Genomic DNA, 14,186 nt, shown 5'->3' on the forward strand with positions numbered 1-14,186 from the left:
TACTTAAATAAAATTCTATTTTATAAAATCATCATTAGGTAGAGCACATGACAGCTAACTCTCAGCGCTATTCAGTTTTGCTTGAGAATGTTTTTTCACTTATCGACAAGAAAGTAGATGCCAAAAGCCGTGAGCACATTCACACCTTTGGCCGGCATTTTTTTAAAAATATCTCTCTGGACGACCTTGAGAATCGCAACGACAGCGACTTATACGGCGCCACACTCAGCTTGTGGAATAATTTTTCAAACTTCGATGCCAGTACACCGCACGTGCGCGTGTTTAATCCGGAAATAGAGAAGCACGGCTGGAAATCAAGCCACACCATAGTTGAGCTGATTATCCGCGATGTTCCGTTTTTAGTAGACTCTCTGCGGATGGCATTAAACCGTCTGGGGATTACCGCGCATATGCTGATCCACAGCCCGATGAACATTGAGCGCGACGACAAGCATAAACTTGTCAGTTTTCTGGAGGCTAATCAAACCAGCAACCTGCGGCAAACCGTGGTGTTTATTGAAGTTGACCGTCAGACCAGTAAGGCGGATTTGGAGCAACTGGCCGATGAACTGCATTCCACCATCGATGAAGTTTCGCTGGCCGTGGCAGACTGGCAACCTATGCTGGATAAGCTCAAAGACATTACCAGTCAGGTAAGCAAAGCGAAAAAGCTGCCGGTCGATAAAACGCATAAAGACACCATTCTGCGATTCCTTGACTGGCTGGGCGATCATAACTTTACGTTAATGGGTTATCGCTATTATTCAGTCAGCGCCATTGAAGGCGATCATCAGTGGACCCCGGACAACAACAGCAGCCTCGGACTGATGAAGAACTCTATCAGTGATAAACCCCGGTTGTTATCGAATCTACCAGCCACGGCCCGGGAAGAAGCGCTGAGTCAGCACCTGTTATTGCTAACCAAAACCAATAGTCGTTCGCGGGTTCATCGCCCGGCTTATATGGATTATGTGGGTATCAAAGAGTTTAACAGCAATGGGCAGGTAACCGGTGAACACCGTTTTCTGGGCTTATACTCGGCCAGTTTCTATAACAGCAGTACCAAGGATATTCCGTTGCTGTCGGACAAGATCCGCCGTATCTGTGAGTTATCAGAGTTTGATCCGGATACCCATGCCTACAAGGCGTTCAACAATATCGTTGAAACCTACCCAAGGGATGAATTACTGCAAACGCCAGAAGAAGAAATGGCCGAAATTATTCGCGGCATTTTCCAGATGCAGGAACGGGGCATTACCCGTTTATTCGTTCGCAAGGATACCTTTGGTCGCTTTTTCTCCTGTATGGTCTATGTGCCCAGAGAACGCTATAACACCCAGTTACGAAAAGAAACCCAGGCATTACTCAAGCGTTCATTAAATGCCAGTGGGGAAGTGGAATTTACCACGTTTTTCTCAGAGTCGGTATATGCCCGCACTCACTATATAGCCAGGGTTGAAGACAACAATGCGGAATTAGATGTGAAGGATATTGAGCAGAATATTATTGAGTTAACCAAAACCTGGAATGACCGCTTGTCGTCTGCGTTATCATCCGCCTATGGTGAAGCCAAAGCGAAAATGCTTGAGCGTAATTACCTCAATGCCTTTTCACCTTCGTATACAGAGCATAACCTGCCCAGTGCGGCACTGGTGGACATTGAAAAACTGGAGCAACTGACACCTGAAGAAAACCTCGGCATGTTGTTTTACCGGCCCCAGGAAGAGCAATCTGACAGTCAGGTGGTCAAGCTTAAATTATTTCACTTATTTGAGCCTATCCATCTGTCGGATGTATTGCCTATTCTGGAAAACTTTGGCCTGCGGGTTATCGATGAAAGCCCGTATAAAATTCAGTGTGCCGATGGCAAGCTTAAGTGGGTCATGGACTTTACCATGCTGCATAAGAGCGGTAACGATTTGGACATGGTCAAAGCCCAGCAACTGTTCCAGGATGCCTTCGCCAAAGTCTGGTATAACGATCTGGAAGACGACGGTTTCAACCGTCTGGTCTTAAGTGCCGAACTGACAGGCCGTAACGTAACAATCCTGCGGGCGTTTGCTAAATATATGCGCCAGACTGGCAGCAGCTTCAGCCGTGATTATATCGCCAACACGTTGTCGAATTATCCACACATAGCTGAAATGCTGATCAGTTACTTTGAGCTTATTTTTAATCCGGGCCGCAAACCCAACAAGAAACGTCAGGAAACCCTGCAGAATAAAATTACTGAGGCGCTGGATCAGGTTAGCAACCTTGATGACGATCGTATCATTCGTCGTTACCTGGATATGATTAATGCCACGTTGCGGACCAATTTCTATCAGCCTGCAGAAGACGGTAGCGACAAACCTTACGTGTCGTTTAAGTTATTACCAGAACTGATCCCGGAAATGCCACTGCCGCTGCCGAAGTATGAAATCTTCGTCTACAGTCCCAAAATTGAAGGGGTCCATTTACGTGGCGGGCGGGTTGCCCGAGGTGGCTTACGCTGGTCAGATCGACAGGAAGACTTCCGTACCGAAATACTGGGACTGGTAAAAGCACAACAGGTAAAAAACACCGTGATTGTGCCGGTAGGCGCAAAAGGCGGTTTTGTTTGTAAACAATTGCCAGCCGGCGCTACCCGTCAGGAAATTTTCGAGGAAGGGAAGGCCTGCTACCGGACGTTTATCCGCAGCTTACTGGATATTACTGATAACATTGTTGATGGTGCCGTGGTGCCGCCGAAAAACGTAGTGCGCCTGGACGAGGACGATCCGTATCTGGTGGTTGCCGCCGATAAAGGTACTGCGACCTTCTCAGATATCGCCAACGGTATATCTGAAGAATATAACTTCTGGCTGGGTGATGCCTTTGCCTCGGGTGGCAGCATCGGCTACGACCACAAGAAAATGGGCATTACCGCCCGCGGTGCCTGGGAGTCGGTTAAGCGACACTTCCGCGAAATTGGCGTCGACTGTCAGACCACCGACTTCACCTGTGTGGGGGTGGGTGATATGGCCGGCGACGTGTTTGGTAACGGTATGCTGTTATCACAGCACACACGGTTAATTGTTGCCTTTAACCATATGCACATATTCTTCGATCCGGACCCGGAGGCGGCGAAAAGCTATAAAGAGCGTCAGCGGTTATTTGAAAACCCCAGCCTGACCTGGGACGATTACGATAAGTCTCTGATTTCCAAAGGCGGTGGTGTGTTTAGCCGGGCGGCGAAATCCATAACATTAACGCCTGAGATGAAAACCTGGCTGGGTACCCGCCAAAGCTCCATGACGCCTACGGAGCTTATCCATAACTGCCTGAAAATGCCGGTCGACCTGATTTGGAACGGTGGTATCGGGACTTATGTGAAGAGTAAGAAAGAAAGCCACACTGACGTGGGTGACCGCGCTAATGATGCACTACGGGTGAATGGTTGTGATATTAAAGCCAAAATCATAGGTGAGGGCGGTAACCTTGGCGCCACACAACTGGGCCGTATGGAATTCGCTGCCAATGGCGGGCGGGTGAATACTGACTTTATTGATAACGTCGGCGGCGTTGACTGCTCGGATAACGAGGTCAATATTAAAATTCTGCTTAACGCGCTGGTCAGTAATGGCGATCTGACTGTGAAGCAGCGTAACAACCTGCTGTATGACATGACCGACGATGTAGCAAAAATTGTACTGCAGGATTGCTATCGTCAGACTCAGACCATCTCCGTTACGGAGATGACCGGGGTGTCATCGCTGAAAGAACAGTTGCGTTTCATACACGGTCTGGAAAGAGACGGTGCGCTCAACCGCGAGCTCGAGTTTATCCCCAATGACGATGAAATCTCAGACCGAGCGGTACAAAACCGCGGGTTAACACGGCCTGAGCTGAGCGTAATTACAGCTTACGGCAAGATGGTGTTAAAAGACCAACTGAATATCCCGGCCCTTACGGACAATCCGTATCACGGAAAACTGTTGATTGGCGCCTTCCCGCCAGTCTTGCGTGAGCGCTTTGCTGAACAAATGCAGCAGCACCCGTTACGGGCAGAAATTATTGCTACCAAGTTAACCAATAATATGGTTAACGACATGGGGGCAAATTTTGTTTATCGCATGCAGGAAGAAACCGGCGCGGATATGGTGGAAATCACCAATGCTTACAGCATTGTTAAAGGTGTTTTCAGCATTGGTCAACTGTGGCAGGACATTGAAAGCCTCGACAATAAAGTCGATGCCAAAGTACAACTGGCGATGCTGGAATCGGCCCGTCGCTTAATGCGGCGCGGTACCCGTTGGTATATTCGCCACGGCGACAACTGCAATGATATTCAGCAGTGCATTGAGAAATATCAGCCAGCGGTGAATGATCTGTGTGAAAATCTGACCAACTACCTGGTGAAACAGGAAATTGCGCAGTTAGAAAAAGCTAAGCAGAACTGGATAGACAAAGGCGTTCCCGAGGATATCGCAATCCGCGTGGCGGCTTTCAGTAACTTATTCAGCGCGCTTGATTTAACTCAGGTCGTCGAACAGGATACCCATAGCATCGATGTAGTGGCGCGGTTGTATTACCAGTTAGGCTCAACCCTTGAACTGCACTGGTTCCTGGAACAGATCAATAATCAACCGGTAGGTAATCACTGGCAAGCACTGGCAAGAGCGTCTTACCGTGAGGAACTTGACTGGCAGCAGCGCTCTATTGTGGCCACCTTGCTGGCTGGCAACGGTAAATCCAAGGATGCGGATGCTATTTTAGAGAACTGGATGCAAAATAATGAAGCCTTGCTAAAACGTTGGTATCATATGATGAGTGAGTTTAAAACCAGCTCTAGCCACGATTTTGCGAAGTTTTCTGTTGCTCTGCGTGAATTGATGCTTTTAAGCATGAAGTCGAACCAGTAAACTACGCAACCATGGGTTGATACCTGCTTTGCGCTGGCGTAAGTCAGCGTGAGGTTGCAAACATAATCTTCACAGCCCCGACCGGTATAAGTTACCAGCCGGGGCTTTAATTTATGGCGTTAAAACACTTCATGTACGATCTGATCCAAAAAGTATTGCTTAACTGCGAACCCGAAAAGAGCCACGATTTCAGTATTAAATGGTTACACCGCACCCAGCGCACGCTGCTGTCTGGCCTGTACCGTGTTAACACACCGGATAAGCCGGTAACCGTTACTGGCGTGACCTTCAGAAATCCTGTCGGGTTAGCGGCCGGACTGGACAAAAACGGGGAGTGCATTGATGCGTTTGCCGCCATGGGCTTTGGCTTTATTGAAGTGGGAACGGTCACGCCGCGCCCGCAGCCGGGTAACCCCAAGCCTCGCCTGTTCCGGTTACCGGAAAAAAACGCCATTATCAATCGTATGGGCTTTAACAACAAAGGCGTTGATTATCTGGTTGAGCAGGTTAAAGCCAGTCGTTATGACGGTGCGTTAGGCATTAATATCGGTAAAAACAAAGATACCGAAGAAGCGAATGCGCTGGATGACTATTTAATTTGTCTGAATAAAGTGTATGAGCATGCCAGTTATGTGACCATCAATATCTCATCACCGAATACACCGGGACTGCGCAACCTGCAATATGGTGCCGCCCTGGAAGCATTACTGGGTGGCTTAAAAGAAGCTCAGACCAAGCTGGCTCAGGTACATGGTAAGTATGTGCCACTGTTTATTAAAATTGCGCCGGACTTAACGCTGGAAGAAGTGAATGGCATTGCCGAATCACTGATTAAATCCGAAATGGATGGCGTGATAGCCACCAATACCACCCTGGATCGTCAGGCCGTGGCAGGATTGGCGCATGCCGGGGAAGCCGGCGGTTTAAGCGGTGAAGTGCTGGTTAACCAAAGCCAGTTGGTCACCGAACAATTACACGCCGCATTGAACGGTAAAATGCCGATTATCGGTGTTGGCGGTATACACGACGTGGCCAGTGCCAAAGCACGAATGGCGGCGGGTGCTGAGCTTATTCAGGTGTACTCTTCATTTATTTATCAGGGACCGGCGTTAGTGAAACAGCTGGTTGAAGGCCTTTAATGTCTGATTCACAATCTCAAGCCGGTTTTTTAGTCACCACCAGTCGCGGTCTCGATGAGCTGCTTAAACAAGAGCTCAGTGAACTCTGCCCGGAGGCAGAGCTAACAATTGCTCGTGGTGGGGTGCGTGTGAAAGCCAATTTGCAGGCGGCCTACAAGGTTTGCCTGTGGTCGCGTCTGGCTAACCGGGTGATCTGGATTTTAAACGAAGGTGACGCGGCTACGGCCGAACAACTGTATGAAAGTGCCCGAGACGTCGACTGGTCAATGCACTTTGGCGTGAATAACACGTTTTCGGTGCAATTCAATGGCAACAGCAATGCCATTAATAACACTCAGTTTGGCGCGCTTAAAATTAAAGACGCCATTGTTGACCATTTCTATGAAGAAGCGCAATCACGCCCGAATGTCGATCGTGATTTTCCTGATGTAGTGCTCAGTGGGCGTCTGCATCGAGACAAAGTACTGATTGGCATAGAGCTCTCCGGTGGCAGTCTGCATCAGCGGGCCTATCGTCAGGATGCCGGTCTGGCGCCATTAAAAGAACACGTGGCCGCCGCCATGCTAATGCGCAGTGGCTGGGCAAACGACATGTCAAAACCATTACTGGATCCTATGTGTGGATCCGGCACACTGGTGATTGAAGCTGCGCTTATGGCGCTCAATAAAGCGCCTGGCCTGGGTCGGTCCCGCTGGGGCTTCAGCAAATGGCTGGGCCACCGTGAAAGCGACTGGCAGGCGTTACTGGAAGAGGCAAAGTCGCAAGAAGTTGCGCCTCCGGTTAAGCTGTTTGCCAGTGATATAGACCGTAAGCTGGTAGCTATTGCCAAACAAAATGCCAATGAGGCAGGAGTGTTTGAGCTCATTGAGTTTAACGTAGCAGATGCCACCAAGTTTGCGCCGCCAGCCGCGATCGCGGCGCCAGGATACCTGGTCTCTAATCCGCCTTATGGTGAGCGATTGGGTGAGCTGACGGAGTTAATCCCTTTGTTTGCACAATGGGGTGAGCAACTAAAACAACACTGGCAGGGTTGGCAGGTCTCGTTGTTAAGCAGTAACCGTGAACTGTTACGTTTGCTTAAACTACGCGGCCATAAAGAATACAGCCTGATGAATGGCAAACTCGAGTGTAAACTGGTTAATTACGTACTGGATGCCAATAACTGCCAACAGTTCGGAGATAGTCAGGACAACGATTTTGCCAATCGGCTGAAGAAAAACCTGAAAAAACTCAAACCCTGGCTTAAACAGCAGGATACCAACTGCTACCGTATTTATGATGCCGATTTGCCTGAATACAACGTTGCCATTGATGTGTACGATGATTGTCTGGTTGTGCAGGAATATGCGCCACCAAAAACCATCGATGCGGAAAAAGCCCGTCGTCGCCTGCAGGAAGTACTGCTGTATTTACCGGCGGTCACAGGCGTTCCGGCTAAACAGATCATGCTCAAAGTACGTGAGCAGAAGAAAGGCAAACAACAATACGAAAAGGTGAATACCACCGGTAACCGTAAAGTGGTGTGGGAAAACGGCGCCAAACTGTACGTTAACCTTACCGATTACCTCGATACCGGGTTATTTCTGGACCACCGTATCACCCGCCAGAAAGTGCGCCAGATGGCCAAAGGCAAAGACGTACTGAACCTGTTTTCCTATACCGGCAGTGTGTCGGTCGCAGCAGCGCTTGGCGGTGCACGCTCGGTAACGACGGTTGATATGTCGAATACCTATATCAACTGGGCCAAGGATAATTTTAAGCTGAATCAACTCAACGGGGCATACCACTTTGTGCAATCTGATTGTTTACAGTGGTTAGTCGGGCACAACGGCAAGTACGATGTCATTTTTGTTGATCCACCGTCTTTCTCTAATTCCAAACGAATGGATACCACCTGGGATGTGCAGCGCGACCATGTCATGCTGTTAACCCAGGTACGTCGTTGTTTAAATCCGGGCGGGACTATCGTGTTTTCAAACAATAAGCGCGGGTTTAAGCTGGACAAAAACGCCATGGCAGAGCTGGGTTTAGCGGTTGAGAATATCTCGGCGCAAACCATTCCGCAGGATTTTGCCCGGCACAGTAATATTCACCAGTGTTATGTACTGACGTTGTCATGAAGATAGCGTTTTTTACTGGCCCACACTGTTGTTTATGTGATGATGCGGATGCGCTGCTAAGGCAATCATCCGTTTACGAACAACTGCAAATTACCAAACATAATATCCGTGATAATACCGAGCATTATCATTTGTACGCCGTGCGTATACCGGTATTAAAGCGTGAGGATAACGGTGCCGAACTGGGCTGGCCGTTTACGCTCGATGAACTGGAGCTGTTTCTGAAGTGAGTGTGTTACAACTTAAAAATATATCTGTGCTATTTGGCACGCCGCCTTTGCTCGACGGTGTTGAACTGGTCGTTCAACCGGGCGAACGGGTGTGTATTGTTGGCCGAAACGGCAGTGGTAAATCGACCCTGATGAAAGTGATCAGCGGCGATGTGATCCCCGATGACGGCCAGCGTGTTGTGGAACGGGATACTATTATTGCCCGTCTTGAGCAGGACCCGCCGCAAACCACAGAGATCGCCTTGTTTGATTACGTGGCCGAAGGGCTCGCTGAAGTAGGCGATATTCTGAAAGGCTATTTTAAGCAAATTCAGCTGGTCACCGACGATCCCAGCGAAAAAAACCTCAACAAGTTGCAGTCGCTTCAGGAGCAGCTTGAAATTCAGAATGCCTGGCAGTTTGAACAAAAAATAGAGCAGACGCTGACTATGCTACAACTGGATGGTAATGCCTCGCTGGCATCGCTGTCGGGTGGTTGGAGACGTAAGGCAGCGCTGGCGCGCTCGTTGGTGCGATCACCGGATATTCTGCTACTCGACGAGCCAACCAACCACCTCGACGTGCAAATGATCCGCTGGCTGGAGCAAAGTCTGCAGCAGTATCAGGGGGCAATCGTTTTTGTCAGCCACGACCGGGCGTTTATCCGGGCCATGGCGACCCGTATTGTCGATTTAGACCGTGGCCAGCTTACCAGCTACCCGGGGAATTATCAGACGTACCTGGATAAAAAAGAGCACGATCTGGAAGTAGAAGCCAGTCAGCAGGCTGAGTTTGATAAGAAGCTTGCCCAGGAAGAAGTATGGATCCGCCAGGGGATAAAAGCCCGGCGTACCCGTAACGAGGGGCGCGTAAGGGCGCTTAAGAAGCTTCGAGAGGAACGCTCAGCCCGCCGTGAACTCACCGGTAATGCCGCTATGGCTCAGCATACGGCGGCTCGTTCAGGGAAATTGGTTTTTGAAACGAACGCGCTAAGCTACGAAATTGCCGGTAAAACCATCGTTAAAGGCCTCGATTTAACTGTACTGCGAGGTGACAAAATCGCCCTGATAGGCCCCAATGGGTGTGGTAAAAGTACCTTAATTAAATTGTTGTTAGGTGAATTATCGCCAGTGTCTGGCAGTAGTCGCCAGGGGGCTAATCTGGAAGTGGCTTATTTTGACCAGCATCGCCTTGGCCTGGATCTGGAAAAAACGGTAATTGATGTGGTGGCCGACGGCAAACGTGATCTGATGGTCAATGGTCATCCGCGCCACGTAATGAGTTATCTGCAGGACTATTTGTTTACTCCCGAACGGGTTAATGCGCCGGTGAAGTCGTTATCCGGCGGAGAGAAGAATCGTCTGATGATTGCACGCCTGATGCTTAAGCCCAGCAATGTGCTTATTCTCGACGAACCGACCAACGATTTGGACGTAGAAACTCTCGAAATGCTCGAGACATTGTTGATTAATTACACCGGTACGGTGATTTTAGTCAGTCACGATCGCGAATTCGTTGATAATGTTGTAAATTCCAGTTTATTGTTTACCGAAAACGGTAAAGTTGAGGAGTTTGTTGGCGGTTATTCTGATATTGAAAGCTGGTATGCCGGGCAGGGGAAATCGATTTATATTTCTTCTTCTGCAAAAACAGCAAAAAATGAAACTAAATCAGAAAAAGTCAGTCCGACTGCAAAGGCTTCTCCGCGCAAGGCGAAAAAGTTATCATATAAAGATCAGCGCGAACTCGATAATTTACCAGCGCTAATTGAGAAACTGGAACAACAGGTAGAAGAACAACAAGCTCTTGTAAACGACCCTGAGTTTTTTAAACAGGAAAGCGAACAAACTTCAGCCGTGCTTAGCACGCTTGCTGAAAGTGAAGAACAATTATCCCAGGCTTATGCGCGCTGGGACGAACTTGAAAGTATGCTGGAAGATTGACAGCAGTAAACAGGATTTTGAATGAAACTAAAACAGCTTGCATCTGCAGTAATCCTTGCAACCTCCGCAGTGACTGCCGTTGCGGTATCGCCATTAGCGACTGCAGCAACCTATGATTTAACCCTGGCACCGGTGCAGGACAAATCATTCTTTAACTTTGCCCAGTCCATTGATAACACAGGCACCATGGTGGTCGTGAGTGAGTCGGAGTATAACCCGCCTATAGACCTGTCGATTCTGGACTTCGAAAACGAAGCCTTTACCAATGGCTTTGAAGATCCGGAAGCCGTGGAACAAGGCGTTTTCAGTAATGCTGACTATCAGGCGCTGTATGCCTATGTCGTGAACGGTCGCAGTAGCAGCAATGGTATCAATATTCTCATTCAGTCATTAGCGACTTATCGCAGTTATCAGGGCGATACGGTTACTGCCGATTTAATCCCGGGTTTTGACGTCATCGATGAAACCTTCGAAGATTACACCCGCAGTGCCTACAGCCAGTTAAATGACTCAGTAGGCGGCGACTTCTTTGTGGGCGCCGGCAGCACGCCGTTTTTCAAAGTGGATTACACCAATGAAGACGGTGATGAGTTTACGTATATCGTAAACGACACGCTGACTCAGGCTTTTGTTGAAGCCAATGGTGTAACCACGGCATTACCACCAACGATGCCAGGCGATACCGGTATTAATGGTTTTAGTGAAGCGTTTGCTATTAACGAATCCCTGCAGGTAGCTGGCTGGGGCAGTGTTTCGCTTACCGAAGATTATCAGACCGATATCGACGAATGTCTTGATGATGAAACCCGCGGTGAAACACCGGTTGAGCTGTGTATCTATAACCTGGCCAGAAGCATCACCACAGGCAGCTATCGCCGGGCTGTGACCTGGCAATTAGATGCCCAGGGCAATGTATTATCGTCTACCCAGTACGGTATGGTATTTACCCCGGAAGAAGATGAAGATTCAACCGGCTATACCAGCACGGCCAGAGGTATAAACAATAATGGCGTAGCCGTGGGCACTTCACACACCGGTGAGCGTATTATCTATACTTTACCCGGTGGCCAAGCAGCTTATTACGCCAATATAGTTGCTGCCACTTTCGCTAACGGTGAGACTACCGAATTATTACCCCGCGAAGAAAATCTCAGTAGTTCAGCGGTAGACATTAACGATGATAACTGGGTTGTGGGTACTGTATTACGCGAGAATAACGGTGTCGCCCGAAACCAGCTGTTTATCTACAACATTGACAGTGGCGAAGCGGAATATCCGCAGGGCTTTTTTCAGACTGCCGCGGTCACCCCTCGAGCGATTAACAACAACGGTATTGTTGTTGGGGAAGGGGAATACGAGTCTGATGTCCAGACTAACCGCCAGCTTCGCGCGTTTATGTACGACATGAATGTAGGGGAGTTTGTTGACCTGAATACCCTGCTTACCTGTGAACAGCGTGAACAGTATACGCTGGTGTCTGCTATGGACATCAACGATAATAACGAAATTATTGCGAATGCCCGCTACGTTTCAACACAGCGCTACATTACCGGTGATGAAGTGCTAAATGATGCTGGCGACACTGTAGAGACAGATCGCATCGTGGCCGTCAAACTCACGCCTAATAGCACCGGCAGTATTGAGCAGTGTGACAGCGTAGAGGAACAGCCTTATGAGCGTCAGGGAGCTTCTGCATCCTGGTATGGGATTGCATTACTCTCTTTGCTGGCCGTGTTCCGCCGCCGCGTTAAAAAATAAGCAACGGTAGATCAGTTTAAGATATAAAGCGCCCGGCCATTAGCCGGGTGTTTTTTATTCCTCATTCAAATAAATAAAACCAGCAACGCATGAAGCAATTTATCAGGGAACTTTGGATATTCGGGCTTAAGCAGGCCAATGCCTGTGTATTCGGCGGCTTTTTACTGGCGCTAATGATAGGCACGAACCTCTGGTATCCGCTTGATGGTTTGCATCGCTACGACTTTATCTTTATTGCCGCAATTGTATTTCAGGTTGTCCTGTTGGCTTTTAAACTGGAAACGCTTAGGGAGTCATTGGTCATCATCGTTTTTCATCTGGTGGCCACGGTGATGGAATTATTCAAAACCTCAGATGCTATTGGATCCTGGACGTATCCTGAAGCTTATGTATTTGGTATTGCCAATGTGCCCTTGTTTACCGGCTTTATGTACAGTGCAGTGGGGAGCTATATTGCCCGCGTATGGCGAATATTTGAGTTTGAATACAGCCATTATCCGCCTGTAAAACTCACCGTGGTTTTAGTTTGCCTGATCTACATTAATTTCTTTTCGCATCACTTTATCGCGGATTTTCGCTGGCTATTGCTGGCTGCTACCGTGGCACTTTTTTATCGTACCCGTATCTATTTTCGCGTCATTAAAACGCACCGTTATATGCCATTGCTATTGGGTTGGTTTTTGGTGGCGATGTTTATCTGGTTTGCAGAAAATATCGCAACTTTTGCTAATATCTGGATATACCCTAACCAGCATGAACAATGGCAAATGGTGCCGTTAGCCAAGTTGAGTTCGTGGTATTTGCTTATGTTGCTGAGTTTTGTACTGGTATCGCTAATTAACACCCTGAATATTCGCAAAATTAAGCGCTAACTAGTGGCTATATAAGCAAAAATCATATCTTTGAAGTGGTCATAATTTGACCTGTACCAACTTGCGGCGCTTTTTAGACCAATTACTTTTAAATGCTGAAACAATTATGAAAAAAAATTGTAATATAAAATGAATCGAAATTTCAGATCGTTATAGTTTGTCAAGAACTAAAAACACTAATCACTCTTGAACCAAATCATGCCTTGCACTATCTAATAAATAGTGCTCAGAAAAAGCCACACTACCACTAATTATGTATTGAGTTGCTGGCCTATTCTGTTCACTGTTAACCTAACAAAAGAGGCTATTCAATGAAAAGACAAAAAAGAGATAAACTGACTCGCGCTCACGCTAAAGGCTATCAGGCAGGAATCAGCGGTCGCTCTAAGGAAATATGTCCCTTTCAAACGTGCGATACTCGCTCGGAATGGTTAGGCGGGTACAGAGAGGCCATGGAAGACCGCCAGCTAGGTGTGGTGGTTCGTTAACATCTCTTGAGTCAAAGCCCCGTTTAAGGGGCTTTTTTAATAATGCACCTGATAGCGGTAAAATGCCGTGCATTATCCGGACTGACAAGCTTAATTAAAAAGCGCTGGTATCCTGAAACAGACCCACTTTAAGATCTTTGGCGGCGTAAATTTCACGTCCATCTACTTCCACAATACCGTCGGCAAGGCCCATAAATAAACGACGCTTAACAACACGCTTCATTTGAATTTTATAAGTTACTTTTTTCGCGGTAGGCAGGATTTGGCCGGTAAATTTCACTTCACCCACTCCCAGAGCACGACCTTTACCCGGACCGCCACTCCAGCCCAGAAAGAAACCAACTAACTGCCACATGGCATCCAAACCTAAACAGCCTGGCATTACCGGGTCGCCCGGGAAGTGACAGTCAAAAAACCATAAATCGGGAGTGATATCTAATTCAGCAATAATCTGGCCTTTATCGAACTCGCCGCCTTCTTCAGATATCAGACTGATTCGGTCCATCATAAGCATGTTAGGGGCCGGAAGCTGGCTGTTACCCGGGCCAAACATATCGCCACGGCTACAAGCTAACAGGTCTTCTTTGTTAAAACTGGATTGTTTCGTTGTCATTGTATTCCCATCGATTATTCTTAACGTGCGTAATTTAGCGAACACTTGTAAGCTAAACAACTCTGAACAGTAAATTTTTTGCCCTCTGGCAAGGATATACTTTAATTTTAGGCTAAAATGCGCGAAGTAGCGCTCAACCTTTGTCACCCACTTTAATTCGG

At 47.9% G+C, this 14,186-nt stretch carries 9 protein-coding genes; 8 read left to right on the plus strand and 1 reads right to left on the minus strand.

Going from position 1 to position 14,186, the window contains the following annotated elements; all coding sequences use genetic code 11:
* Positions 1-47: 47 nt before the first annotated feature.
* The 8 genes from AC27IB_RS04990 to rmf all read left to right on the plus strand — a co-directional run bounded on the left by AC27IB_RS04990 (position 48) and on the right by rmf (position 13,412).
* Positions 48-4,883 (plus strand): NAD-glutamate dehydrogenase, encoded by a 4,836-nt coding sequence (locus tag AC27IB_RS04990; protein ID WP_487119355.1) that lies wholly within the window; start codon positions 48-50, stop codon positions 4,881-4,883.
* A 131-nt stretch (positions 4,884-5,014) separates the two neighbouring features.
* Positions 5,015-6,022 (plus strand): quinone-dependent dihydroorotate dehydrogenase, encoded by a 1,008-nt coding sequence (gene pyrD / locus AC27IB_RS04995; RefSeq protein WP_487119525.1) that lies wholly within the window; start codon positions 5,015-5,017, stop codon positions 6,020-6,022.
* The gene (rlmKL, locus tag AC27IB_RS05000) at positions 6,022-8,142 is read left to right on the plus strand and encodes a bifunctional 23S rRNA (guanine(2069)-N(7))-methyltransferase RlmK/23S rRNA (guanine(2445)-N(2))-methyltransferase RlmL (RefSeq protein WP_487119357.1); all 2,121 of its coding nucleotides are present in this window, start codon (positions 6,022-6,024) and stop codon (positions 8,140-8,142) included. The genes pyrD and rlmKL overlap by 1 nt, the downstream gene beginning before the upstream one ends.
* Positions 8,139-8,372, plus strand: coding sequence for a glutaredoxin family protein (locus AC27IB_RS05005; RefSeq protein WP_296044462.1), 234 nt, complete (start codon positions 8,139-8,141; stop codon positions 8,370-8,372). Before rlmKL ends, AC27IB_RS05005 begins: the two co-directional genes overlap by 4 nt.
* Positions 8,369-10,294 (plus strand): ATP-binding cassette ATPase Uup, encoded by a 1,926-nt coding sequence (gene uup, locus AC27IB_RS05010; RefSeq protein WP_296044464.1) that lies wholly within the window; start codon positions 8,369-8,371, stop codon positions 10,292-10,294. Before AC27IB_RS05005 ends, uup begins: the two co-directional genes overlap by 4 nt.
* A 21-nt stretch (positions 10,295-10,315) precedes the next feature.
* Entirely contained in the window at positions 10,316-12,052 is a 1,737-nt protein-coding gene (locus AC27IB_RS05015) for a DUF3466 family protein (RefSeq protein ID WP_487119360.1), read from the plus strand.
* Positions 12,053-12,141: 89 nt separating this feature from the next.
* Positions 12,142-12,924, plus strand: a complete 783-nt coding sequence (locus AC27IB_RS05020) for a DUF817 domain-containing protein (protein WP_487119362.1) — start codon at positions 12,142-12,144, stop codon at positions 12,922-12,924.
* Positions 12,925-13,235: 311 nt separating this feature from the next.
* Complete coding sequence (rmf, locus tag AC27IB_RS05025; protein WP_296044470.1) at positions 13,236-13,412, plus strand: ribosome modulation factor; 177 nt, start codon at positions 13,236-13,238, stop codon at positions 13,410-13,412.
* Positions 13,413-13,506: 94 nt separating this feature from the next.
* Here rmf and fabA read toward each other — a convergent pair whose 3' ends face one another.
* Entirely contained in the window at positions 13,507-14,025 is a 519-nt protein-coding gene (fabA, locus tag AC27IB_RS05030; RefSeq protein WP_296044471.1) for a bifunctional 3-hydroxydecanoyl-ACP dehydratase/trans-2-decenoyl-ACP isomerase, read from the minus strand.
* Between the last annotated feature and the right edge of the window lie 161 nt (positions 14,026-14,186).

This window comes from Alteromonas sp. 4NH20-0104, assembly GCF_057547795.1.

Coding starts and splice junctions, on each gene's coding strand:
- AC27IB_RS05005 (WP_296044462.1), top strand. CDS start 8,139: ATGAAGATAGCGTTTTTTACTGGCCCACACTGTTGTTTATGTGATGAT.
- rmf (WP_296044470.1), top strand. CDS start 13,236: ATGAAAAGACAAAAAAGAGATAAACTGACTCGCGCTCACGCTAAAGGC.
- pyrD (WP_487119525.1), top strand. CDS start 5,015: ATGTACGATCTGATCCAAAAAGTATTGCTTAACTGCGAACCCGAAAAG.
- fabA (WP_296044471.1), bottom strand. CDS start 14,025: ATGACAACGAAACAATCCAGTTTTAACAAAGAAGACCTGTTAGCTTGT.
- AC27IB_RS05015 (WP_487119360.1), top strand. CDS start 10,316: ATGAAACTAAAACAGCTTGCATCTGCAGTAATCCTTGCAACCTCCGCA.
- AC27IB_RS05020 (WP_487119362.1), top strand. CDS start 12,142: ATGAAGCAATTTATCAGGGAACTTTGGATATTCGGGCTTAAGCAGGCC.
- rlmKL (WP_487119357.1), top strand. CDS start 6,022: ATGTCTGATTCACAATCTCAAGCCGGTTTTTTAGTCACCACCAGTCGC.
- AC27IB_RS04990 (WP_487119355.1), top strand. CDS start 48: ATGACAGCTAACTCTCAGCGCTATTCAGTTTTGCTTGAGAATGTTTTT.